Consider the following 23070-nt stretch of genomic DNA (forward strand, 5'->3'; position numbering starts at 1 on the left):
TTAAGTTCTGTCTCTTACACGCATCCCTTTGCTCTGACGAGATGCGGTTCTACAATCTTCGTCCCTGATCCTTAGAGATCAGGACTAAGTTAATCACTCGCAATGCAGAGTCACCAATCCAACAGTTATCCAGATTTGTATCTGCTGAAGCTGCGGTCTGACCAAAGTTGCAAAGCCTAGGGCCGATACGGAGGGCTAGAGTTCTCAACAAAACTCGAAGCCATTATGAGTTTACTCCTCCAGAATATAACAACTTTCTGGTTGCGTAAAGTGCTACAGGTGTAGTTATACGTTTGACGGGCGTAGGGGTCACTTTGTTTCCCTAAGGATTTAGGTTAACCAACTGTGGCGGGGCGGTCTGCATCGGATGTTTCAGTTCCAAACTGGACTTGAGACTGATGCTTTATAAGAACATCTTCATTTTCAACGATCAAGGCCTTTGGGCGTGGGGGTTTCCCTCCTGAGAAAACCGAACCTGCTGAATGTAGGTAGGCGTAAAAATAGGCGAAGTCTTTTCAAGATTTAGGGTACTGAAACTGTGTAGCAGAGGTGTGTCGGCGGTATGGCAACTCTATGGCAAGTCTGGCGGCATACTACAACCTGACGGCCCCCTTAACCTATCTCACTAGCACTGGCACACAACTTGCTAGCGACTGCTCAAAAACCGGTAGACTCAGTGAGATTATTTTTCATCCCTAAGCATAAGCACCCATGAACAACGGGTTAGACCATCGCCTATTGGCTACGCGACCGGCTCCTATTGGCATCTTCGACAGCGGTGTGGGTGGCCTTACCGTGCTGCGAGAAATCTATCGCCAGTTACCCAACGAGTCGGTACTGTACTTTGGCGACACGGCACGACTCCCCTATGGCTCGCGGTCGCCCGAAGAAATTCTCTACTTTGTGCGCCAAATCTTGACCTGGATGGCTGACCGGGGGGTCAAGATGGTGATTATGGCTTGTAACACCAGCTCAGCTCTAGCCCTCGACCCGGTACAGGGGGAGTTTCCTTTTCCAGTGCTGGGGCTGATCCGGCCAGGGGCTCAAGCGGCAGCTTTGCAGGGTCGTCGCATTGGCGTTATTGCTACCCAAGCTACTGTCACCAGCAGCGCCTACACCCATGCCATTCAAGAGATCAACCCAACCTGCCAAGTATGGGAGGTGGGCTGTCCTAACTTTGTGCCTATTGTCGAGCAGAACCAGATTCAATCACCTCAGGCCCAGCGCACTGCCGCTACTTATTTACAACCGCTAATTGCCGCCAACATCGATACTTTGGTGTATGGATGTACCCACTACCCTCACCTGGCTCCAGTCTTGAAGCCGATCTTGCCAGCCACAACCCAGTACGTTGATCCAGCGATTTCTATGGTGGCCGCCGCTGCCAAAGAACTCGACGCCTTGGGGCTCCGCAGTAGTATCCCTGCCTGGTCGACAGAGTTTTATGTGAGTGGCTCGGCTCCTGAGTTTAAGCGCTTGGCAGTGCAGTGGTTAGGTCACCAACCCACTGTGCGCCAGGTTCATCTGCCTGAGCTGGTGGCCAATCCCCAGGGCTAAACCCCCAAGACTATCCCTGGGAGCGGCGCCGGGTACTCAGTCGCTGGGCTAGCACAAGCATGCCGTAGATTAGGAGTAGGTAGGCGATCGCTAGCAGCGGAATAACGATTAAAGAAGCAGAGTAAGTCATGGTCGGCAGCAGCAGGTGGGAGAAGACCGTAAATGCGTGACGAGCTTAGGTACGGTCGAGAGCAGCAAGGTGCTGAAAAAACCAGCTCCCTCTCTACAGAAAGAACATTGCTCGCCAACAATCTCGGGCGACAACCCGCCCGTAGACACTAGTAAAAACACGACCGAGCGCTCAAGAAGCCAGTGGAAACTCCACTTAGCACCGCGATCGACTTAATTGAGGAAACGAGACAAAATCCAAACAAAAGACTTGCCGACTTTGTTGCGTTTCCTTTAGAAATTCTTAAGTTAATCCTACCACGGTATTTTGCCCTCGGGTGAGAAATATGAGGTGTACAGTCGCTTAAGTTTTAGCTATTTTTGGAACTCGGTTTGCGCTGTATAGTCCAGTGCTGCGGTGCCGGTTTGGGAGGGCGAAACGCAGGCTTAACAACGGGTTCAAGCCTATGGTCAATGGCTGACTACGCTACGACCGTAGACTGACAGGCGGCAAAAAAGGCCGAGCTTTTACCAATACTCCTCTCGGGGTTGCCTTAGAATGACGATAGAATATGTAAAAATTCGTAACTTTAGCGCTCTTGCCGGGGTCTATGACTTCAGTAACTTCTCTTTTCGCGCCGGTTGAGTCCGACCTCGACCTGATGACCCAAAATCTAAAGGGGTTGGTTGGGGCACAACATCCTATTCTGTCGGCGGCGGCCGAGCACCTGTTTGGTGCTGGGGGCAAGCGGGTGCGCCCAGCCATTGTGCTGCTGTTATCCAAGGCCACCCTGCCGGGGCAAGAGATCACCCCCAAGCACCGCCGCCTGGCCGAGATTACCGAGATGATCCACACGGCTAGCCTGGTGCACGACGATGTGGTCGACGAAGCCAGCGTGCGGCGTGGAGTACCCACCGTGCACAGCAGCTTTGGCAACCGCATTGCGGTGCTGGCAGGGGATTTTTTGTTTGCCCAAGCCTCATGGTACTTGGCTAACCTCGACAACCTGCGAGTGGTCAAGCTCCTCTCCCAAGTGATCATGAATCTGGCCGAGGGTGAGATTCAGCAGGGTCTGAACCGCTTTGATACTAGCCTCTCCATTGATGCTTACTTAGACAAGAGCTATTTCAAAACAGCATCGCTGATGGCCAACAGCGCTAAGGCGGCAGGGGTGCTGAGCGACATGTCGGAAACCGTGATCGAGCAGCTCTACGACTATGGCCGGCATTTGGGCCTGGCCTTTCAGGTGGTTGACGATATTCTCGACTTTACTAGCTCTGATGAGGTGTTGGGTAAGCCCGCCTGCTCTGATCTCAAGAGCGGCAACTTAACGGCTCCTGTGCTCTATGCCATGGCTGAGCATCCCTTCCTCACGACTCTAATTGAGCGGGAGTTTTCTGAGGCGGATGATTTTGACCAGGCCATTAACCTAGTGCATCAGAGCAGCGGTATTGCGCGATCGCGTGAACTTGCTGCTACTCACGCCCGCCTAGCGGCATCTTGCCTAGAGCATTTGCCCCCTTCCGCTGCTCGCCAGGCTCTCCAAGACCTGACTAGCTATGTACTGCGGCGTATTTCCTAAGGCATTGGAGCGCTTGATCCAGAGCTTTAACCGAATCTCTTGGGCCAGGGGTTAGGTTACGCTGCAAAGGTAGCTTCTAGAGTAAGCCGATGGGTCAGGAAATCGAGCGCAAATTTTTGGTGGTGGGCGACAGTTGGCGTCAGGGCACCCAGGGCGAATTGATGTGCCAGGGCTACATTCCTACCCAGGATGCGCGTACTGTGCGGGTGCGACAAGTGGGCGATCGCGCCTATCTCACCCTCAAAGGCCCTACTGTAGGTTTAGTGCGCCCTGAGTTTGAGTATTCCATTCCCGTTGACGATGCCCAGACCATACTGGCAATCCTCTGTCAGCCGCCCCTCATTGAAAAAACGCGCTATCGCCTTTCTCTAGGGGATGTGGTGTGGGAAATAGACGAATTCTTGGGCGAAAACCAGGGACTGATTATGGCGGAGGTCGAGCTGACCAGTCCTGATCAAGCCATCGACCTGCCCGCCTGGATAGGGGCAGAGGTGAGCTACGACCCGCGCTACCAAAACTCCAACCTAGCCCGTCATCCCTTTAAGAGCTGGAATGACTAGGGCTCGTTAACGGGATACTGCCGCCCCCGCCACTGGGTAGGTCGCCGCAGGGAAGAGAGACCAATGCGCGCCACCGCTGCCAGGTCAGCCAGAGGTGACAGCCAGAATGCCCAGGCTCCTGGCGCTCCTTTGAAATCGTAAGCCGTCGCTACCGCCGCCTGCATACCCAAGCGCATGAAGATCAAGACCATGTTCACGACGAGCAAGATCTGTAGCGCCAAAGACCACGATGCGGGTGCAAATTGCTGAAGTATCCACAGCCCCGGTACGAGCACCCAGGGCAACCCCTGCACCAGGGCAAGAAATGTCCAATCCCACCAGACCTGAGCGGCTGGAGCTGCATCCTTGAGGTCGAGAGAGCGGCCCCACTCGCGCCAGGTTTCGGCCATGCCTTCGTACATGCGCACTTTCAGCAGGCGAGTGCCATCCCAAAAGCCCACTTTGGCACCCTGGGCGGCAGCGTGGCGAGCCAAGGTCACATCGTCGCAAAAAGAGGTAGAGGCGGACTGGTAGCCATTGAGTTTTTCGAGCAGCGATCGCCGCACCATAAAGCACTGGCCGTTAGCCATGACCCGCTGAGACGAGCCACTGGGGCTGCCCGCCGGGCCAAATCGATACACCAGCGTCATCAGCAAAGCAGGCTGCAGCCAGAATTCTCCAGGGTGCTTCAGAATGAACCGGGGCGCGAGGGACACTAGGTCATAGCCCTCGCTGTTCATCGCTTTAGCTAAAGCTGCCACTAGGCCCGGCTGAGGCTGGGTATCGGCGTCAATTCCCAGTACCCAGGTGCTAGCGGCTGATGTTTGGCGAAAGCCGTAGTCCAAGGCCCAGGGACGCCCAACCCAACCCTGGGGCAAAGGGTCATCCTCTAGCAGCCGCAACCGTGGGTCGTGGGCCTGGTAAGCCCTGACCACTGACTGGGTGTCGTCGGTTGATCGGCTGTCGACGACTAAAATTTCCCGCACTTCGTAGCCCTGACGGATCAGACCCTCTAGGCAGGGACGTATCCGATCCGCTTCGTTGAGCGTGGGCACCACCACCGAAACCGTGCCTAGCAGATCGAGGTCAGGGGGCGCTGGGGCTAGAGGTGGTCTGCGAAAGGGACCTTGCATCAACCGCGATAGCAGTATTGCTACCATCGGCAACTGCACCAACAGCAGCACGACCGCTACAAAACTTGGCCAGAGAAATAGGGCGGCCGCAGTAGTGGGCAAGGGATTACCTCCAAAAACAGACGTCAAAACTACTGAACCTAGTGAGTCTAGACTCACAAGCTCAGCTTCAGAATAGTTAGCCTCGGATAGTATCTACCATCCGAGGCCTAGAAGTTAATCCCGAGATTGGGCAAAAACGAGAGCTGTGGTTATTTAAGAACCCTTAGTCGCAGCTACCGGTGCCTCAATGACTTGGGTAGGTTCAACTAATACACCTGACAGATCTTCTTGGGCGGTAGCACGCCAACAGAGCACCGCAGGCAGGGCTCCGGTCAAAATCCCCAAAGCGATAGGGACATAGAAGCCAGCCGCCAGGCTCATTACCAGGGCAAATCCGAAGTTAGCCAGGTATACGACTAGGGGGAGAGTGAGCTGCCCCTGGTCTAACTCAGGGGAAAATTTGAAGGTTTTCCACAGGCCTAGGGCTACACCCATAAACACGACCCCGGTGCCAAGCCAGCCCACAAAGTTCTGGTAAGGCATACCAAAAAACGCACCTGGCTCGTGCCAGTACCAGAAGGGTAAAGCGGTCTGGCTCATGGCCGGATCGAGCACAAAATCCCAAGAGGTGAGGAGTATAGACCCTAGAAATACGGCGGCTAGCGATCGCGCCCAGTTGTAGCGGCCGGCACCGCCCCCGGCGGCCAAACCGCTGCGAGCCAGCAAAAACGACGCCAGTCCCAGATAAAACCACGACAGCGGAATGGTAAAAGGCACGAGACCGGCTACTTTATAGCCCAACCCGTTGAGATAGCTGTAGTTGCCGAAGGGAAAACCCGTGCTGGTGCCCAGCAGCTCACTCGTGAGCGAAACGCCGACTGCTGCGATCGCAAACGTAATCAAGCTACCCAGTCCTAGGGTGCGATAGGCATATAGAGCCACTGCCACGGTTCCCAGCAAAATGTAGCCAACGCCGCCCCCGGCCATGCTCCACTGGAAGAGGGTGGGCCCTGCTGGTAAGTATTCCACGATGCCAGGGTGAGGCACCACCCACAGCAGCCCGGCCAGGCCAAAGGCCATGGAGACAACGTGACCGTATAGGCAAAACCGTTCGATGGCTAAAAGATTTCTCATGGTAATTCCTAGATACCGCTGGTCGGGCTGTGTAGCTCGACCTCTAACTGTTCTTCATAAATGAGGGCTGAGCAACAGCCATAGATGCAATCGTCGCTTAAATCATAAGTTTTGTAAATGGTGAGTTTTGCAGGCTCTCCAACGCTGAATCCTTATTCTGTACAAAAGAAGTTATACCTGGCTAGAAGCTAGCCGACACGGCTCTCGCCTCGCCAAGGGGCGGTGTGGAAATCCGGAAAATCGGCTAGGATGACGGCATGCAGGTCAGATCTCTGAGATCCCATGGCACTTATGACGTCCCCTGGCCATACCCTAACAGTAAGGCCGCTGCAATATCGCGATTTAGACGACCTAAAGCAGTGGCAGCCAGAGGATCTGGAAGCTGGCGGTGACCTTGACGCTGCCGAGGCCATTGTGACATGGCTAGATCATCAACGCCGCTGGTATGGTCCCCTTAAAGTTTTAAGCTGGCTGCCCCGCTCTGTGCAGCGGCAGAGTCAGACCACCTTCGTGGCTGAACGCCAAAAAAGTTTGGTGGGGTTCATTCACGTGTCGCCGTTCAATCAAACTCGCAGCACTTGGCGAGTCGAGCAGGTAGTCATCAACCGTCGCGCTTTGGCTGACACGGCGACATCCGGGTATGTGGCGGCCTCGGGCTACATGGATGTTGGTTCAAGACTGCTTCGCCACTGCTTTGAGGTACTTTGGGAAGCCAGAACATGGATGCTCGAAGTGGATGTCAACCACACCTCGGCCCTGGCGCTCTATCGCTTCAACGGGTTTCAGCCTTTAGCTCAGATGACCTATTGGGAAATGGCGGCCGAGCAGATCGAAGCCTTGGCCCAGCGTGAGCCTGATTTGCCAAACCTGCTGCCAATCAGCAACGCTGATTCTCAGCTTTTATATCAGCTAGACACAGCTTCCATGCCACCGCTGGTCCGTCAGGTGTTTGATCACCAAATCCAAGATTTTAAGACCGGGCTGTTGGGCAGCGTTACCGCTACTGCTGATCGCCTAGTCAACCAGGTAGAAACCGTCAGCGCCTATGTGTTTGAGCAGCAGCGCAAAGCGGCGATCGGCCAGTTTAAGCTAGCTATTTCCCGCGATGGACAGCAGCCCCACGAAGCAGGGTTAACAGTGCACCCGGCTTACACCTGGCTCTACCCCGAGCTGATGACGCAGATGGCTAAAATTTTGCAGCCCTTCCCGGCTCAGTCTCTACGGCTAACCTCCCTCGATTATCAACCCGAGCGAGAGGAGTGCTTTACTCAAATTCAAGCAACTCCTGAGTCCCACGCGCTGCTGATGTCGCGATCGGTGTGGCACAAAGTGCGTGAAGCTCGCCACCTTTCCCTAGAGGGGCTACAGCTATCGGATGTTTTGACGGGGCTACAGCCTGCGGGCAAGCCGGTGCCTGGACGCATGACCTGGTCAGCAGAGCGTTGGCAGGCTGTGCTAGGACAAAAACCAGATGCCGATGTTGATGCGCCTTCAGAAGGCGATCGCTGAGGTCATGTAAGGCTATGGCGCTGGTTTCAGCCCTAGGGTTAGACATTGGTCGGCGGCGGATTGGGGTAGCGGGTTGCGATGGCACTGGCCTGATTGCCACCGGGCTGACGACGCTACAGCGGCGATCATTTCAAGACTTAGTGGCCGATTTGCAGTACTTCGTCACAGCTCGACATGCCCAGGTGTTGGTGGTGGGGTTGCCCCTAACTATGGATGGAGAAGAGGGCTTTCAGGCTCGTCAAGTGCGCAAGGTGGCCGAGGGCCTCAGTCAGGCCCTAGCGCTGCCCGTGGTCTATGTCGATGAGCGGTTGAGTTCTGTGGAGGCTGAACATTTGATGCGTGCCGCGGGTCATTCGGTAGCCCAAGAGAAAGCCCTAATTGACCGTAAAGCGGCGGCCATTATCCTGCAGCGCTGGCTAGATGAACGGCGCTCATCGTAATCAGACGTAACCGAATGGGATATTCTGATAACACCGTTCAGTGTTCATACTGGGCTGCGGTGTTGACCCACTGTGCCCGGTTACCGAGAGAAGAGTAGCCTCCATGGCGGATAACACACAACCCATTGACGAGTCAGCCGTAGTGCTCACCGATGACGCCGGGCGGTTTTTGCCCTGTCAGGTAGAGCAGAGCTTTCAGCTCAACGATCGCGAATACCTACTTTTGCTGCCTATTGATGCCCCCATCGAAATTTTTGTTTGGCAGCAAGACGACAATGACGACGATGTCTTAATGGATGTGGAAGAAGAGGAGATCGATCAAGTCTTTCTTACCGCTAAGGCCGTGCTAGCTGAACAAAATTTGACCCTCCAACGTACCGCTATTACTCTGACGGCCTCGGGAGAAATTCCCGAGGCTGAGGAAGATAACTGCCTTACCCTAGAGCTAGACGACCTCGATGACGCCGGTAACCCCGTCACTGAGGAATTTCAGATTTTGGCAACCTGCTTCTACGATGACGAAGAATATACTCTGTGCACTCCCCTCGACCCGCTGCTGATTTTTGCTCACCGCACTAGCGATGGTTCTCTAGAAGTGGTGACCCCGGAAGAATTTCAAACCATTCGCGGCGGGCTAGAGGAAAAACTGTTTGATCTATTAGAGTAGGGACGTCCGTAACGGCGATTATCGATAGTGCAATCATGGCTAAAGGTTCACGCTGGGTTCGGTTGAGTTTTTTGGGACTGTTGGTGCCTCTGGCTACGGGGGTAGCGGCCTGGCAGGGCTGGGCCTGGTGGAGCTGGGCCAATCAACCGGTCAGCGAAACTCCTGCCGAAACTGCGCCTCAAACGGTGCAAATTCAAATTCCGCCGGGCACTCCAGGCCAGCAAATTGGCCAGGATCTAGAAGCGGCTGGTCTGATTCGGTCTGCCCTGGCTTGGAAGCTGTGGTCGCGCTGGCAAACCTGGCAAAATGCCGAGGGTGGGTTTCAGGCGGGCACCTATGCCTTGAACCCAGCTGATTCGATGACTGCGATCGCCGACGTGATTCGCAGTGGTCAGGTGGTGCAAACCTCGTTCACGGTGCCTGAGGGTTGGAACCGTCGCCAAATGGCAGCTTATTTTCAGGAAGAGGGGTTTTTCTCTGCCGATGCCTTTCTATCGGCCACTGAGCAAGTGTCAAAGGATGCGTACCCTTGGCTGCCGGATGGTATTCCCCACGTGGAAGGCTTTTTATTCCCCGATACCTATCAGCTTCCGGCTGAGGGGGTTACGCCGGAGGCGGTGGTCAATGCAATGCTGAGCCGTTTTGAGACGGTAGCGCTACCAGTGTACCAACAGGCAACGACCGACCTAACGCTGTTGCAGTGGGCTACCCTAGCCAGCATCGTCGAGAAAGAAGCCGTAATTGCCGATGAGCGCGGCACCATTGCCGGAGTTTTTACCAACCGGCTCAAGCAGAACATGCCTCTAGGGGCCGATCCTACGGTTGAATACGGGTTGGGCATTGTGCAGACACCGGAGCAGCCCCTCACATGGACTCAGGTGGGCACCCCGTCGCCCTACAACACCTACATCAACCCAGGGTTACCCCCGACTCCGATCGCTAGCGCGGGTAAAGCCAGTTTAGAAGCGGCCCTAGCTCCCGAGGCTACCGATTATCTATTCTTTGTGGCTCGCTACGACGGAACCCACGTGTTTAGCCGCACGTTAGCAGAGCACGAAGCCGCCCGCGATGCGATTCGCGCCACTATTGACAACTAAGCCCAATTTGTTTGCGCTAGAGTCCTCCGTGCGATCGTCGTGGTTCAACCGCTGTGGATAGGTTGCTGCTGTCCCTTTAAGCAGCTTTAGGCCGTCGATCTAGACTATGCTACGTTTGGGGCTATGGTTTTTTTATGTCGTTTTCTCGCCTGCTGCAACCCGATCTAGTGCTGGACGGCAACGTCTTGGCGATTTCCCCTGAGCTGCTGGCTCAGCACAACTTGAAGGGGCTAATTCTGGATGTGGACGATACCCTAGTGCCTCTGCGTCAGGCTGAAACTAACCCTGACCTAGCCCACTGGATGCATCAGATGAAGGCGATCGCGACGGTGTGGCTCGTGAGCAATAACGTTAATGCTCACCGCATCAGTCGGATTGCCTCGTTGTTTGATGTGCCTTACCTGACCAGTGCCGGCAAGCCCTCAGGACGCAAGCTAAAGCTGGCCTTGGCAGCTATGGATCTTCCGGTAGATCAGGTGGCGATGGTAGGCGATCGCTTATTTACCGATGTGTTAGCTGGCAACCGAGTGGGTCTATTTACCATTTTGGTCAATCCTATGCCGGGGCTTAACCAGGTAGCGCGCACTTCACCCCTACGGACGCTTGAGGTGATGATCTCCCAATATTTTGGAGTTACGTTTTAAGATTAGCGGCTCGAATATTGGCTTAACACGGCCAGGAAAAGTTTACACAGCGCAATCTTTCATGCGAGAACTTCGTAGGGCTAAATATAAAGAAAACATTAGAGTTAAGTTGAAACCTTAGGACCGCTGCGATAGTAGTAATACATAAACAGGGGCCAGTTTATATAGGCTCTTAAATTTAATAAGCCATTTTTGGGTGTCGACTTTCGGGTTGGCACCCAAAGTTTTTATGGAACTCCACTGTCTACTTAGACCGCTCTTTAACCAACGCGACTGTGCTCCACGTCTAGGTCGGTTGTTATACTGCCAGGGCTATCTCTACTGATGCTGCCCGCCCGTGAGTTCAGTTCAAACCTTAGTGGTCAAAATCGGTACTTCCAGCCTGACTGGCACTAGCACCGGTCAGTTTGCCCTCTCCACCCTGGCTGCACTGGTCGAAACCCTCTGCACTCTGCGTCAGCAAGGACATCAGGTTGTTTTGGTCTCCTCAGGGGCTGTAGGCATTGGCTGCCGCCGCCTCAACCTAGCTGAGCGTCCCAAAACTTTGGCGATGAAGCAGGCTGTAGCGGCGGTGGGGCAAGGACGCCTCATGCGCATCTATGACGACCTGTTTTCGGCCCTAAACCAGCCCATTGCCCAGGTACTGCTAACTCGCAGCGACCTGGCCCAGCGATCGCGCTATGTCAACAGCTACCGCACCTTTCGTCAGCTGTTGCAGATGGGCGTGATCCCCATCGTCAACGAGAACGACACTGTTGCTGTGGAAGAACTCAAGTTCGGCGACAATGACACCCTCTCGGCCCTGGTCGCCAGCTTGATTGGTGCTCAGTGGCTGTTTCTACTAACCGATGTCGATCGCCTGTATTCTGCTGATCCCCGCTCTAACCCCGAGGCTCAACCGATTATCGCTATCGATCGGTTGGCGGACATTCAGGCGCTTAAAGCGGTAGCGGGCGGACAGGGATCGGCCTGGGGTACGGGCGGTATGCTAACTAAGCTAGAAGCTGCTCAAATCGCTACTACGGCGGGGGTGCGCACCGTCATTACTGATGGTCGTCAGCCCCAGAATGTGATCAAGGCGATCGCTGGAGAAGCAGTAGGCACGCAATTTGCCCCATCGCCCCGACCTAGCCGTGCCCGCAAGCGCTGGATTGCTGCTGGCCTTGCTCCCTCGGGCCGCCTTTACTTAGACCAGGGTGCAACTCTAGCCATTCTGCAGGGGGGAAAGTCGCTCTTGGCCGCCGGTATTACTCGTTTAGAGGGAGACTTTGAAGCCCAGGATGCTGTCTTGATCTGTGCTGCCAGCGGCGAAGATATCGCCAGAGGCATTATCAACTACAGCGCCCGAGATCTCAGCCAGATTCTGGGTCGCCGGTCAGAAGATATTCCCGCCATTCTAGGTTACGCCGGAGCAGATACGGTAATCCATCGCGATAATTTAGTCATTGCTACAGATACTGAGGCCGACGAGGGCAGTGATCTGCAGGACTAGTAACGACTACTGACCCTAAAAGGCACCTTTGCGATCGAGCAGTACTGTGACCGTTTTGAGAATGACTTGAAGATCGTACCAGGGCGACCAGATAGCCTGGTACTGCAAATCTAGGTGCACAATTTCCTCAAAGTCTTTGATCGCTGAGCGGCCGCTGATTTGCCACTGTCCTGTGATGCCAGGCTTAACATCGAGTCGCCGCCAATGGTGAGGGCTGTAGCGAGAGACCTCATCTCCGGTGGGGGGGCGAGTGCCAACCAGGCTCATGTCGCCTTTAAGTACATTCCAAAACTGTGGAAATTCGTCTAGGCTCGTCTTTCGCAAAACACGGCCAACTCGGGTGATGCGGGGATCGTTTTCGTTCTTAAAGATAAGCCCCTGGGCCTGATTTGATACTGTTCTCTTAAGGGCATCAGCATTTTGCACCATGGAGCGAAATTTCCAGATGGTGAAAGGCTTACCCTTGAGACCGTAGCGAGTTTGGGCATAGAAAATAGGGCCAGGGCTATCTAACCTAATGGCCAGGGCAACTGGCAGCGCTACCAAAATCAGTATGGCCAATCCTACCAGAGCGCCCAAAATATCTATAGAGCGCTTGATTAGGCATCGGGCCGACGGATGAGCAATAGATATAGAAATCTCTGGAGGAGCACTTCCAGAGCTATCTGTCTGAAGGGATAACATGGTAGACCCTGTTGACGGAACGCGTGTGCTGAGATGCTTGAAAAATTTATACCAATTTATCCGTAGATACGCTTAAAAAACAAGTGAGTTTGTGCTTTTTTTTACGTAAATACTGCTTTAACCGAAATTGTACTGGAGCTAAGCGGTAATCTGTGTGACCTTTGTAACAGAGTGATTACCGTATAAGTACATATGGGTTCATGTGCACACTATCAGCCTAGGAAGGGCAAATCTGGCTGTAGAGAACACCCTTCGCAAAATCTTACTAGAGCGACAATAGACATAAATTTTGTGTAAAGCTTTTGACTCAGTGCTAGCTACCGCAGTCTGTGCAGGCTAAAAAACACGCTTTAGAGCGTGAGTCTGAAGAGATCAGATACTAAGATAAAGCCTACAGCCAGCTTGGGCACACCCGGAAAGGATTTGATTGCATGGTCGCGGCAGACACTATAGCCGAGGTTTGGTTGTCTCGTTTGCGGGAGGACTTTCCCAATCAGCCCCAGTCGGTTTGCCAAAGCGTTGTCAGCTGGCTGTTAGGAGAATCGCCAGAGCGATTAGCTACCCTGGCTGATGCTGATCTCAAGATCGCTCGTCAGGCGATTGAGTATCGTTACCGCATTCTGCAGCAGCGCTATTGGGATGTGAGTCCAGAGCAAGGCTATCAGCGGCTGATCAAGCGGCTCAGCAGTCTGTTCTTAATTCGCAACAAGATTAAAACCTGGATCTCGCTCAGCCGCGATCGCCGCCGCACCGTCGTCGATGTGATCCAGGAAGTGATTCAGGAGATGATGCGCAGCGATCGCCACCTCGCCCAGCAGCTCAAGTGGATCTCAACCTGCACCCAAAACTCACGCCTGCGCAACCTGCTGATGTTGGCCAGCATTGAGGAATACTGCCTGCGCCCCATTCGCAACCAGCCCCTCATCATCTATCGCTTCGTCAACTATCTGCGCCGCAGTCAAAAGGGCGGCATGACCCAGGTGCCCACTGGAGAACTAATTCGCCTGGTTTCTGACGAAATTGCTCCCAACGATAGTGAAGACTCGCTCAGCCTGCTCGATGTAGAAGCCTGGAACCAGTACCAGGACGAGCAAACCGAGTTGGAGCAGCAGAGTATGCGCCAGCAGGTCAAAAACTCCTTTGTTAATTACCTCAGCCGCAACCTAGATGACACGGCGGCTCGATGGCTCGAGCTGCACCTCAATGGTCTTTCCCAAGAGCAGATTGCCCAGGCGCTCGGTATGCCTGTGCAGCAAGTCTATCGGCTGCGCGAAAAGATTAGCTACCACGCGATTCGAATTTTTGCCCTGCGAGAGCAGCCTGCTATGGTGCTCGGCTGGCTCAAAACCTCGCTGCAGGAGCATAACTTTGGTCTCACCCCGGCTGAATGGGATGGCTTCTGGCAAGATCTCTCCCCAGAAGAACAGGCGATTTTGACAGCCTATAAGGCAGAGTATCCCCCCGATGAGTTAGCCCGTCGTTTAGGGCTCAAGAGTCGACAAATTCAGGCTCAGTGGGTGCAGCTTTACCTACGTGCCCAGGAGTTGCGCACCCAGACAGAGGGATAGCGGTTTTTCCCATAGCTGTGATGATTAACGACTGACCCTAAAGGGCCATCGTTTGGGGCCCATCAGCACGCCATAACGGGGGCTAAATAAAAACGCTAAGGCAAACAACGTCGATACCACCATCACAATGGCCGGACCGGAGGGCAGGTTGAGGTAATAGCTCAAATACATGCCGCTGACGCTCGAAAATACCCCGACCCCTGCGCCCAGCAGCATTACCTGGTGCAGACGGGGTACCAGAAGGTAGGCCGTAGCTCCTGGCGCAATCAGTAGTGACAGCACCAGAATCACCCCTACCACCTTCATGCTGGCCACAACAGTGAGGGCAATCAGCACCATTAGCCCGGCGTGGAGCAGCCCAGTGGGCAGACCGCTGGCCTTGGCTCCGAGGGGATCAAAGCTATAGAACAGTAGCTCTTTGTAGAGCAGAACCACGACTAGGAGTACTAAGGCGGCAATAATGGCCGTATCGCGCACTTCCCCGGCCGTTACGCCCAGAATATTGCCAAACAGAAAGTGGTTGAGGTCGATCTTATTGTCTTTTTGGATAGTGGTGATTAACGTTATGCCCAGAGCAAAAAAGGCCGAGAAGACAAGACCCATAGCGGCGTCTTCTTTGATGGGCGATCGCGTGTGAATCCAGCCAATTATCACGGTGCTCAACACTCCAGCAATGAAGGCACCGATAAAAATATTGACGCCTAGCAAGAATGCGATCGCCAGCCCCGGCAGCACCGAGTGGCTAATGGCATCGCCCAGCAGAGCCAGGCGCTGCACCATCAGGTAGCTGCCCACTACTGAGCAGATGATCCCCACCATAATTGCCACCGCTAGGGATCGCTGCATAAAGGCGTACTGCAATGGCTCAGTCAGCCCGTTCAGCAGTGCCAGATCAGGCGACATGGCCAAAGAAGCCCACATGGCCGCCATAGGCACGGGTCATATTGTCGCGGGTGAGCACCCAGTCGCGGGGGCCAGTGGCAATCAGTTCTTTGTTGAGAAGAATGAGCTGGTCAAAGTTCATAATCGACTCGCCCAGGTCGTGGTTGACGACTAGAACGATTTTGCCTGCAGCGGCTAGCTCGCGGAAAATCTTGTAAATCACATCCTCAGTCTTTTGATCAACCCCGACGAAGGGCTCGTCAAAACAAAAGATGTCAGCTTCCTGGGCCAGGGCGCGGGCCAAAAACACCCGCTGCTGCTGCCCGCCGGAGAGGGCTCCAATGGAGCGATCGCAAAACTCAGCCATTCCCACCCGTTCTAGGGCTTCTTTGGCAATCTGGCGGCTGGTTGCTGAAAACCGATTGAACCAGCCAGTTTTTTGCACCCGGCCCATCATCACTACGTCCCAAACAGTGGCGGGAAACGTCCAGTCGATCTGCGATCGCTGGGGCACGTAGGCCACCCGCTCAAGCTGGTGGGCCAAGGTGTCCTCGCCATAGGTGACGCGTCCAGTAACCAATGGCATCAGCCCTAGCATGGCTTTGATCAGTGTGCTTTTGCCCGCACCGTTAGGGCCAAAGACGCCCACCAGCTTGCCAGGGCGCAGGGTAAGGTTGATGTTGCGCAAGGCCTGCACGTCGCGGTAGTTGACGCTTAGGTGGTCGATGGTGATGTAAGGAGCAGGAGCCATGATGGTATCTCTAACGCAGGGGTGAGGAGCTGCAATCGCGAAAATGAAATGATTATGAAATGTATTGTATCTTGAAAATGAAATGATTATGAAAAGCAGCTTATGCAACGCGTGAATCTGTATCCACGGTATGGAAGAACAGCCGCTGCGGTATTGCTCCTAGGGCTGGGATTGATAAGCTGTGACTCTGCTCAACAGTCAGAACTTGCACCCGGTGAAGCCGACGATTCGCGTCCTGCCGTGGTAGCTACTAGCACCCTGATTGCCGACTGGGTAGCCGAAGTGGGTGGCGATCAAGTTGCCCTGACCAGCATTTTGCAGCCCGGGGCTGATCCCCACGTCTATGAACCTGTACCTGCCGACACTATTGCCTTTGAAGATGCTGACCTAATTTTCTACAACGGCTATAACTTAGAGCCCAACCTGGTGCGACTGCTCAATGCGGCCGGAGTAGATGCCCAGCGAGTAGCCGTAGGTGAGGTGGTGCCGCCCCTAGATTTGCAAAAAGGGACGACCACCGTACCCGATCCCCATGTGTGGGGCGATGTGAGCAATGTGGTGCCCATGGTCGAAACGATTCGGGATCAGCTGATTGAACTAGCCCCCAACCAGGCAGAATTGTTTACTGCTAACGCCGCTGCATACATTGCTGAACTTGAGCAGCTCCACAGCTGGGTCGAGATCCAAACGGCTACCATTCCTCCAACGCAGCGGCAATTGGTCACTACCCACGATGCTTTCCAGTACTATGCCAACGCCTACGGTCTCACGGTAGCGGGCACCCTAATTGGTCTTAGTACCGAGGAGCAACCCAGCGCTCGCACCGTGCAGCAGCTGGTCGCGTCCATCCAGGGGTTGGGAGTACCCGCTATCTTTGCCGAAACCACCATCAATCCCCAGCTCATTACCACCGTGGCCAACGAATCTGGGGTAGACCTGGCACCCCAACCGCTCTACTCTGACTCTATTGGTGCTCCTGGTAGCGACGGGGATAGCTACCTAAAAATGGTGATAGCCAATACGCGATCGATCGTTGAAAACCTGGGCGGAACAGTGACAGAATCCCCCTTCTAAGCGGTCTACCCGTTAGGGGGTAGCAGCGGCATTGGGTGGTACCCCTTCAAGCACCACCAGCGCTTCGATCACCTTCTTAACCAGAGGAGCAGCGACCGTTGAGCCGTAGGCATCGTCTCCCTGGGGTTCGTCGATGACAGCCAGCACCACGTATTGGGGTGATTCAATGGGCAAAATGCCTACAAAGCTGGTGACGCGGCCTCGGCCATAGCCCCCCGAAACGGTCGCCTTTTGAGCCGTACCGGTTTTGCCCCCGATGCGGTAACCGGATAACTTGGCAGCATCACCAGTGCCTTCGCTGACGACGGCTTCCATCATGGTGAGCACCTGCTGGGTGGTTTGGGGCGAAAAGACGGTCTTAGGCTGGGGACGATCTGGAGTCCATACCTCTTTGTCAGATTCAGTAACCATACCGCTGACTACGTGGGGGGTAACCAGTTTGCCGCCGTTGGCCAGGGTGCCAAGCAATTGCACCATCTTAATAGGCGACAGCGAAAAGCCTTGGCCAAAGGCCGTGGTGGCTGACTCGACTCGACTACGAACAAACTGCTCGCGGTCTTTCATCTGAGCAGTGGCTTCTGCGGGTAAATCTATGCCGGTGGGCTGATCGAGGCTGAGTCGCTCAAGCCAGCTAAAGTAGTCAGCGGCGGGCATCTTCTGCATGATTCGCACCATGCCCACATTGCTGGAGTACTTCAGCACATCAGTGATGGAAATCGGCCCGCGGCCGCCAGCGGTGGCGTAGTCGTGATTTCTAATCTTCCATTCGCCAAACTGCATTTGACCGCTGTCGTTAACAAATTCGTCGGCGCTGATTAGTCCAGCTTCTAGGGCGATCGCAATGTTGATTGGTTTGAAGGTAGAGCCGGGTTCGTAGAGATCGCTCACAGCCCAGGTCTTGAGAGCTTCGGGGTCGGTTTTGAAATACTGGTTAGGGTCGTAGGTGGGCACACTGGCCAGGGCGAGCATTTCACCTGTTTGGGCTTCCATGACCATGACCGTGCCGCGTTTGGCGTTATGGCGATCGACCACCGCCTGTAGCTCCTGCTGGGCAGTCCGTTGCAGCCGACTGTCGAGGGTGAGACGCAGGCTAGCAGTGCTGTCTAGCTCCGAGTCAACGGTGTTACTTTCAGTATCAAGCTGATCTGCAGGGCTAGCAGCGGCAACCTCTGCGGTGGCACCAGGCGCTGGCGGCCCATAGATTTCTAACGGAGTTTCCGTCTCAGCTGGAGATGCCTTTTCGGCCGGTGTCAGAGCCAGCTGATCCTGATAGGCAATTTCTAAACCCGCCTGGGGCTGTCCGTCAAAATTGACAAAGCCGACAATGGGGGCAAACAGTTGCTGCTGCGGATAAAAACGCTGCTGCTGCGGATTGAATTCGAGCCCGTCAAGGCGCAGGGCACGCAGGCGATCGACAGTTGCTTCGGGTAATCCGTCGGCTAGCCGAATGCCGGTAGGCTGCTGGCTAAACTGATTAATTAGATCAGATTCTGGGCTTTCTAGCAGCGGGCTTAGGGTCGCTGCCATCTCTGGAATCGATAGATCAAAGAGCTGAGGATGGGCATAGAGCGTATAGACCACGCGATCGACGGCGATCACATTGCCCTGCCGATCGACAATGGAGTGTCGCACCTGCCGCTGCACTGGCGATGTGAGGCGCTGCTGCTGGGCCAAACTAGATAGGCTGTCGCCCTGGGCTAGCTGTAGCCAGGCTAATCGCCCCGCGATCGCAACCAGCGACAGCACCAGCAATCCCCACACCAATAATATTCTGACCCGGTTGGCTGCTGGGTTGAAGGGAACCACCGCCGGTGGGCGAGGCTGAGGCTGTTTGCGGCGACGGCGACGACGGGTAGAGTAGGCAGAGCTAGCCATGGGTGCAACGCGGGTAAACGGTGAGGCTAGGGCCTAGTAACCTAAAGGGACATCCACCTTGGGTAACGCCAATCGTCCCATCAGCGATGTTGGTACGGGAGCCGGCATCGCCACAGCAGCCTGTGACGCCGGCTTGAGAAAGATGACGCTGCCCGGCTGAGGTGGCTGAAACCCCATTTCACTCCCCTCTACCTGCTGGGCTAAATGATTTTTAAGCACCTCATTGGCGGTGGTGAGCTGCTGCTCGTTGCGCTGCAGGCGATTGAGCTGCTGACTGGCCTGATTGAGCTGGCGATTGACATAAACTGACGTGCCATAGCTCACTAAAGTCAGCGCTACTAAAGACGCGGTCAGCGCTGACGATACCAAGTGCAGCTGGGCCAATCGCCGCACCGCTGGGCTCGGAGAATTTAAGCCTGGGGCCTGGGGCAGAACTACGGGCGCAGAAACCCCTGGCCTAATTTCTGCTGGTCGAGTGGCGGAGCCTTGGACATGTGCTGTCGCTGCCCTAGGCCGAGACGGCACCGGACGGGGCACATAGGATTTCAGCGCAGCGGACATAGATGACCCACACCAGTAATGAAACTGAAGTCAGGATACTGCATTCTGAAAAATTTGATCTATCAACCAGCAAAATGAATGAGTCATTTAAGGGCTGGAGTTTAAGGGCCAAAAAGTAGGACCGATCCCTAAATCTTGACCCTTTCTACAACCTTAAATGATGTTTTTATGCTCTATAGCTTTGTGCCGCACTCCGAGCAGAAGTTGCTGGTTGAGACATTTTGGTGTCCACAACTAACACAGGGTGTCAGACCTGTACTACTGCCAGTGCCATGTACCTCAGGTAGACCGATCATTTGGTGATTGCCTTTGCCAGGGGCCACCATGGGGTAGCAGTTTTCGTTGCGGCGTACGCGCACGTCGAGCAGTACGGGGCCGTCGTGGGCCAGCATGGCGGCCACGGTTGGGGTGAGCTGGTCGCGATCGCGCACCACCATGCCCTTAATGCCATAGGCCTGGGCCAACACCTCAAAGTTGGGCATGCCCACTTCCATATTAGAAGAGGAGTAGCGCTCGCCGTGGAAGGCCTGCTGCCACTGACGCACCATGCCCTGCCAGCCGTTGTTCACAATCACCGTTTTGACTGGAATGTTGTACTGAGCCAGGGTGCCTAGCTCTTGCAAGTTCATCTGGAAGCTGGCGTCACCGCTGATGCAGATCACCGTTTCGTTGGGCAGTGCCACCTGCACTCCCATGGCGGCAGGCATGCCGAAGCCCATGGTGCCTAGTCCCGCGCTTGACACCCACTGGCGGGGGCCATTCTTGAGGAACTGAGCTGACCACATCTGGTGCTGCCCGACATCGGTGGTGAAGTAGGCGTGGGGAGCCTGAATGGCCAGCTCGTGGATCACTTCCTGGGGAGACAGCTCGTCGGGATAGGTGGGCACAACCAGGGGATAGTCGCGCTTCCAGCGATCGATGCGATCGCGCCAGGCTGCCGTTTGGTTGGGGGGCGGCAGCTGATTCTCTTCCTCTAGGCGGCTCAGCATGGTGGTCAGTACGTGCTTCACATCGCCCACGATAGGCACCTGGGGAGCGCGATTTTTGCCCACCTCAGCCGGGTCAATATCGATATGGATGACTTGGGCGCGGGAGGCAAACTCGTCTAACTTGCCGGTAACGCGATCGTCAAAGCGAGCGCCAACGGCAATCAGCAGATCGCATTCGCTGACGGCAAAGTTGGCGTAGGCAGTGCCGTGCATGCCAAGCATGCCAAGGGCTAAGGGGTGATGCTCATCAAAGGCGCCCTTGCCCATCAGCGTAGTAGTCACGGGAATTTGAAAATATTCTGCCAGGCGGCGAATTTCGGCATGGGCGCCAGCGGTAATGGCACCACCGCCCACGTAGAGCAGGGGGCGCTCACTCTGGCGCAGGAGGCGCAAAGCCGGATTGACCTGGCGGGGGTTGCCCCTAACAGTAGGTTTGTAGCCGGGCAGACTCACCTGGCCGGGCTCCACGGGCACGTAATCGAATTCTGCTAGACCGATGTCTTTAGGAATGTCGATTAGCACCGGGCCAGGGCGACCGGTCTGGGCAATGTAAAAGGCCTCCGCCACCATGCGCGGAATCTGCTCAGGGGTGCGAGCGACGTAGGAATGCTTGACCAAGGGTAGCGTGATGCCGAAGATGTCGGTCTCTTGAAAGGCGTCGCTGCCGATTGCATGGCTAGGCACCTGACCCGTAATCACCACCATGGGAATTGAGTCCATTTGGGCGGTGGCAATGCCGGTTACCAGGTTGGTGGCTCCAGGGCCAGAGGTGCCGAAGCAAACGCCCACTTTCCCCGTGGCGCGGGCATAGCCGTCAGCGGCATGGGCGCCGCCCTGCTCATGGCGCACCAGGATGTGACTGATGCCCCCAGCGGCTTCGGCGCGGTACAGCTCGTCATAGATCGGCAAAATAGCCCCACCCGGGTAGCCAAAAATATGTTCTACCCCGTGCCGTCTGAGACTATCGATCAGGGCAAAGGCGCCAGAAGCGCGGCGCACAAGAACACTGTTAGGAGCGGCAATGGGAGTTGTCATAGCGGCGGGTGCTTGAGTTGGGCTAGGGCTAGGTTGCATTAGTTAAGAAGAAAATAAAGTCAGAACATTTTCTCCCTCAGGCCACACGGGCAGTGAATAGGCTCACCGCCGCTGCTTTACAGGAATCGTGGTGCTAAATGCTGTTAAATGAAGAACATTTCCTCATTATCCTCATCATATTAGCAGCACAGGCTAGGGTCATCCTAGCCGCAGGGCTTACTTTGGGCCGCCTGGTTATGGGGTGTTGATATTCAGCTATGAACCGGCGGTGTAGCAGTTAATGGCGTGGCGCGATCGCCGGCAGAGAAAATCCGCGGCGGTCAAGCTCTCCTTAGCTTTCCCTGGCGCCGTGGCCCAACCCACTACCGCCTGAGGATGCTGCCACAGGTGGAGATGCGGCACGGCCGGATCGGCGTAAAAATCGACATCTCCTGCTCCCAAACCGCGAGAGGTGTTGTGGGTGGTGCGATCGTGGCTGAGTCGATAGGTTGGCACCTCGGGGTCGCGGGGCACGCCCCAGCCGTCTGCCATTAAGAGGACCAGCACTGGCCCTTGGTAACGGTGCCAGTGAGTAGCTAGGGCTGCTGCCCCTACACAACCCGCGCTAAATGCCCAGATTACAAGTGCTGGCGGTGCACCTTCAAGAAAGGTGTGGTCTAGGTTATGTCCCGAGTGGGGTGCAAAGCTTGACGCTCCTGTTAGCTCGTCGCTCAATCCAGCCTTAGCCTCGAGAGCTTTGCGCAGAGCAAAAGGTGAAAGCACACCCAGCGTGGAACGGGGCGCATATACAACCTGGCTGTATTGGCTCAGGGCCTCATCTTTGGCGATCGTAGCCAAAATCTGCCCCGTGTAGCTAGGCGGGTGTATGCCGCCACAGATCAATAAAACAATTTGCCGCAGTGCCACCGTTTACCACATTCTTTGTTGATTGGGTTGAGATTTGCTCAATAGACACGCATTGTAATAGCTAAGAGAATAACACTCCTGCTAGAAACAACAACGATTGAGAAACGAGTCAGTTTACGTAGTTTTTATAATCGTTCGAAAGAGAAAAATGATTTTTTCCTAAAACTTAGGTAAGGGGATCGCCATCGGCGCACATATATAGGGAATATCTAAGGTCAGTTGGGAGGTGCTTCACTGCAAAGCTTTAGAACATTTCTATTGACCGGCTCTAGCCGTCGCTTCAAATCAATCCCTAAGCTGAGTTGGTCTATTCGGTGAACCAGTTTTTCAACTCTTTAACATTGCTCACAGGCTTTTCTTAGCTTGTTTAGACTGAGCCCCAGTCCGTGAGTGAAGTATCTACTCCTGATCTTGCCGCTTAATACTCCTGGAGTTTAATTCAAATGGCTCAAACCATTGTCAACCTAACTTTACCGATCGTAACAGATAAGATTGACGCTATTTTGGCAGCCTATCCGCTCTACGAATATCGCCAGGTTTTTGCGGTTCCTGAACTGCGGCAAAAACTGACCGCCTACGTTCTAGCTCGGCTGCCTGTTGTCTACGTCACGATGGATAGCAGAACTGCCTGCGATATGGCACCGACAGGGCACTGCTACTCTTCTGAACAGCACAATCAGATCAATCAGCTGATTCATCAAGGAATTGAGGCTTTGCTGGGTCGGCCTGAGATTGAGCAGCGTCGCCCCAGCGCTGAGCGGGTTGAGGCTGAGCCAATTCCATCAAGCTGGTTCGGATAG

At 54.8% G+C, this 23070-nt stretch carries 21 protein-coding genes; 12 read left to right on the forward strand and 9 right to left on the reverse strand.

Features of this window, described 5'->3' with window-relative positions; genetic code table 11:
* Window positions 1-711: 711 nt before the first annotated feature.
* From murI to NC979_RS18765, 3 genes are all read left to right on the forward strand, one after another.
* The gene (gene murI, locus NC979_RS18755) at window positions 712-1557 is read left to right on the forward strand and encodes a glutamate racemase (RefSeq protein WP_190516411.1); all 846 of its coding nucleotides are present in this window, start codon (window positions 712-714) and stop codon (window positions 1555-1557) included.
* A 719-nt stretch (window positions 1558-2276) separates the two neighbouring features.
* Complete coding sequence (gene sds / locus NC979_RS18760; protein ID WP_190516413.1) at window positions 2277-3248, forward strand: solanesyl diphosphate synthase; 972 nt, start codon at window positions 2277-2279, stop codon at window positions 3246-3248.
* Between the two features lie 89 nt (window positions 3249-3337).
* On the forward strand, window positions 3338-3808 hold the full coding sequence (locus NC979_RS18765) for a CYTH domain-containing protein (protein WP_190516416.1): 471 nt from the start codon (window positions 3338-3340) through the stop codon (window positions 3806-3808).
* Here NC979_RS18765 and cruG read toward each other — a convergent pair.
* Both cruG and cruF read right to left on the reverse strand, forming a co-directional pair.
* The gene (gene cruG / locus NC979_RS18770; protein ID WP_242023910.1) at window positions 3805-5022 is read right to left on the reverse strand and encodes a 2'-O-glycosyltransferase CruG; all 1218 of its coding nucleotides are present in this window, start codon (window positions 5020-5022) and stop codon (window positions 3805-3807) included. The two genes, NC979_RS18765 and cruG, sit on opposite strands and share 4 nt — an antisense overlap.
* Before the next feature lie 153 nt (window positions 5023-5175).
* Window positions 5176-6096, reverse strand: coding sequence for a gamma-carotene 1'-hydroxylase CruF (gene cruF, locus NC979_RS18775; RefSeq protein WP_242023911.1), 921 nt, complete (start codon window positions 6094-6096; stop codon window positions 5176-5178).
* Window positions 6097-6378: 282 nt separating this feature from the next.
* On the opposite strand from cruF, the gene NC979_RS18780 reads away from it, so the two are divergent.
* From NC979_RS18780 to proB, 6 genes are all read left to right on the forward strand, one after another.
* Window positions 6379-7605 carry a GNAT family N-acetyltransferase gene (locus NC979_RS18780; RefSeq protein ID WP_242023912.1) on the forward strand — a complete coding sequence of 409 codons (1227 nt, stop codon included), beginning with the start codon at window positions 6379-6381 and terminating at the stop codon, window positions 7603-7605.
* Between the two features lie 14 nt (window positions 7606-7619).
* Window positions 7620-8045 carry a Holliday junction resolvase RuvX gene (ruvX, locus tag NC979_RS18785; protein WP_190516418.1) on the forward strand — a complete coding sequence of 142 codons (426 nt, stop codon included), beginning with the start codon at window positions 7620-7622 and terminating at the stop codon, window positions 8043-8045.
* 103 nt (window positions 8046-8148) lie between these two features.
* Window positions 8149-8712: a DUF3727 domain-containing protein gene (locus tag NC979_RS18790; protein ID WP_190516423.1), complete on the forward strand. Its 564-nt coding sequence runs from the start codon at window positions 8149-8151 to the stop codon at window positions 8710-8712.
* A 35-nt stretch (window positions 8713-8747) separates the two neighbouring features.
* The gene (gene mltG / locus NC979_RS18795; RefSeq protein WP_190516425.1) at window positions 8748-9809 is read left to right on the forward strand and encodes an endolytic transglycosylase MltG; all 1062 of its coding nucleotides are present in this window, start codon (window positions 8748-8750) and stop codon (window positions 9807-9809) included.
* 134 nt (window positions 9810-9943) lie between these two features.
* Window positions 9944-10453, forward strand: a complete 510-nt coding sequence (locus NC979_RS18800; RefSeq protein WP_190516427.1) for a YqeG family HAD IIIA-type phosphatase — start codon at window positions 9944-9946, stop codon at window positions 10451-10453.
* A gap of 337 nt (window positions 10454-10790) precedes the next feature.
* Window positions 10791-11945, forward strand: coding sequence for a glutamate 5-kinase (gene proB / locus NC979_RS18805; protein ID WP_190516429.1), 1155 nt, complete (start codon window positions 10791-10793; stop codon window positions 11943-11945).
* 15 nt (window positions 11946-11960) lie between these two features.
* On the opposite strand, the gene NC979_RS18810 is transcribed toward proB, so the two are convergent.
* Window positions 11961-12629 (reverse strand): sugar transferase, encoded by a 669-nt coding sequence (locus NC979_RS18810; protein WP_190516431.1) that lies wholly within the window; start codon window positions 12627-12629, stop codon window positions 11961-11963.
* 431 nt (window positions 12630-13060) lie between these two features.
* Between NC979_RS18810 and NC979_RS18815 the strand changes: the two genes are divergently transcribed.
* Complete coding sequence (locus NC979_RS18815) at window positions 13061-14197, forward strand: HetZ-related protein 2 (RefSeq protein WP_190516433.1); 1137 nt, start codon at window positions 13061-13063, stop codon at window positions 14195-14197.
* Between the two features lie 24 nt (window positions 14198-14221).
* Here the strand turns inward: NC979_RS18815 and NC979_RS18820 are convergent, their stop codons facing one another.
* Window positions 14222-15127 carry a metal ABC transporter permease gene (locus NC979_RS18820; RefSeq protein WP_431191087.1) on the reverse strand — a complete coding sequence of 302 codons (906 nt, stop codon included), beginning with the start codon at window positions 15125-15127 and terminating at the stop codon, window positions 14222-14224.
* Window positions 15090-15830: a metal ABC transporter ATP-binding protein gene (locus tag NC979_RS18825; protein ID WP_190516435.1), complete on the reverse strand. Its 741-nt coding sequence runs from the start codon at window positions 15828-15830 to the stop codon at window positions 15090-15092. Before NC979_RS18825 ends, NC979_RS18820 begins: the two co-directional genes overlap by 38 nt.
* A 240-nt stretch (window positions 15831-16070) precedes the next feature.
* Between NC979_RS18825 and NC979_RS18830 the strand changes: the two genes are divergently transcribed.
* Window positions 16071-16904 (forward strand): metal ABC transporter solute-binding protein, Zn/Mn family, encoded by an 834-nt coding sequence (locus NC979_RS18830; protein ID WP_431191088.1) that lies wholly within the window; start codon window positions 16071-16073, stop codon window positions 16902-16904.
* A gap of 12 nt (window positions 16905-16916) precedes the next feature.
* Here the strand turns inward: NC979_RS18830 and NC979_RS18835 are convergent, their stop codons facing one another.
* The 4 genes from NC979_RS18835 to NC979_RS18850 form a co-directional block, all read right to left on the reverse strand.
* Complete coding sequence (locus tag NC979_RS18835) at window positions 16917-18779, reverse strand: peptidoglycan D,D-transpeptidase FtsI family protein (RefSeq protein WP_190516438.1); 1863 nt, start codon at window positions 18777-18779, stop codon at window positions 16917-16919.
* 33 nt (window positions 18780-18812) lie between these two features.
* Window positions 18813-19340, reverse strand: coding sequence for a hypothetical protein (locus NC979_RS18840; RefSeq protein ID WP_190516439.1), 528 nt, complete (start codon window positions 19338-19340; stop codon window positions 18813-18815).
* Window positions 19341-19513: 173 nt separating this feature from the next.
* Window positions 19514-21364 carry a biosynthetic-type acetolactate synthase large subunit gene (ilvB, locus tag NC979_RS18845; RefSeq protein ID WP_190516441.1) on the reverse strand — a complete coding sequence of 617 codons (1851 nt, stop codon included), beginning with the start codon at window positions 21362-21364 and terminating at the stop codon, window positions 19514-19516.
* A 255-nt stretch (window positions 21365-21619) separates the two neighbouring features.
* A complete protein-coding gene (locus NC979_RS18850; RefSeq protein WP_190516443.1) occupies window positions 21620-22270 on the reverse strand; it encodes a hypothetical protein in 651 nt (216 codons plus the stop codon).
* 443 nt (window positions 22271-22713) lie between these two features.
* Between NC979_RS18850 and NC979_RS18855 the strand changes: the two genes are divergently transcribed.
* A complete protein-coding gene (locus tag NC979_RS18855) occupies window positions 22714-23070 on the forward strand; it encodes a hypothetical protein (protein ID WP_190516445.1) in 357 nt (118 codons plus the stop codon).

Source organism: Leptolyngbya subtilissima AS-A7, from assembly GCF_039962255.1.
GTDB lineage: Bacteria > Cyanobacteriota > Cyanobacteriia > Phormidesmidales > Phormidesmidaceae > Nodosilinea.

What these genes read in the sequence shown, in the direction of transcription:
- mltG (WP_190516425.1), top strand. Translation starts at nt 8,748, where the DNA reads ATGGCTAAAGGTTCACGCTGGGTTCGGTTGAGTTTTTTGGGACTGTTG.
- NC979_RS18835 (WP_190516438.1), bottom strand. Translation starts at nt 18,779, where the DNA reads ATGGCTAGCTCTGCCTACTCTACCCGTCGTCGCCGTCGCCGCAAACAG.
- ilvB (WP_190516441.1), bottom strand. Translation starts at nt 21,364, where the DNA reads ATGACAACTCCCATTGCCGCTCCTAACAGTGTTCTTGTGCGCCGCGCT.
- NC979_RS18815 (WP_190516433.1), top strand. Translation starts at nt 13,061, where the DNA reads ATGGTCGCGGCAGACACTATAGCCGAGGTTTGGTTGTCTCGTTTGCGG.
- ruvX (WP_190516418.1), top strand. Translation starts at nt 7,620, where the DNA reads ATGGCGCTGGTTTCAGCCCTAGGGTTAGACATTGGTCGGCGGCGGATT.
- NC979_RS18780 (WP_242023912.1), top strand. Translation starts at nt 6,379, where the DNA reads ATGGCACTTATGACGTCCCCTGGCCATACCCTAACAGTAAGGCCGCTG.
- NC979_RS18820 (WP_431191087.1), bottom strand. Translation starts at nt 15,127, where the DNA reads ATGGCGGCCATGTGGGCTTCTTTGGCCATGTCGCCTGATCTGGCACTG.
- sds (WP_190516413.1), top strand. Translation starts at nt 2,277, where the DNA reads ATGACTTCAGTAACTTCTCTTTTCGCGCCGGTTGAGTCCGACCTCGAC.
- NC979_RS18800 (WP_190516427.1), top strand. Translation starts at nt 9,944, where the DNA reads ATGTCGTTTTCTCGCCTGCTGCAACCCGATCTAGTGCTGGACGGCAAC.
- NC979_RS18825 (WP_190516435.1), bottom strand. Translation starts at nt 15,830, where the DNA reads ATGGCTCCTGCTCCTTACATCACCATCGACCACCTAAGCGTCAACTAC.
- NC979_RS18765 (WP_190516416.1), top strand. Translation starts at nt 3,338, where the DNA reads ATGGGTCAGGAAATCGAGCGCAAATTTTTGGTGGTGGGCGACAGTTGG.
- NC979_RS18840 (WP_190516439.1), bottom strand. Translation starts at nt 19,340, where the DNA reads ATGTCCGCTGCGCTGAAATCCTATGTGCCCCGTCCGGTGCCGTCTCGG.
- cruF (WP_242023911.1), bottom strand. Translation starts at nt 6,096, where the DNA reads ATGAGAAATCTTTTAGCCATCGAACGGTTTTGCCTATACGGTCACGTT.
- NC979_RS18855 (WP_190516445.1), top strand. Translation starts at nt 22,714, where the DNA reads ATGGCTCAAACCATTGTCAACCTAACTTTACCGATCGTAACAGATAAG.
- NC979_RS18790 (WP_190516423.1), top strand. Translation starts at nt 8,149, where the DNA reads ATGGCGGATAACACACAACCCATTGACGAGTCAGCCGTAGTGCTCACC.
- murI (WP_190516411.1), top strand. Translation starts at nt 712, where the DNA reads ATGAACAACGGGTTAGACCATCGCCTATTGGCTACGCGACCGGCTCCT.
- NC979_RS18810 (WP_190516431.1), bottom strand. Translation starts at nt 12,629, where the DNA reads ATGTTATCCCTTCAGACAGATAGCTCTGGAAGTGCTCCTCCAGAGATT.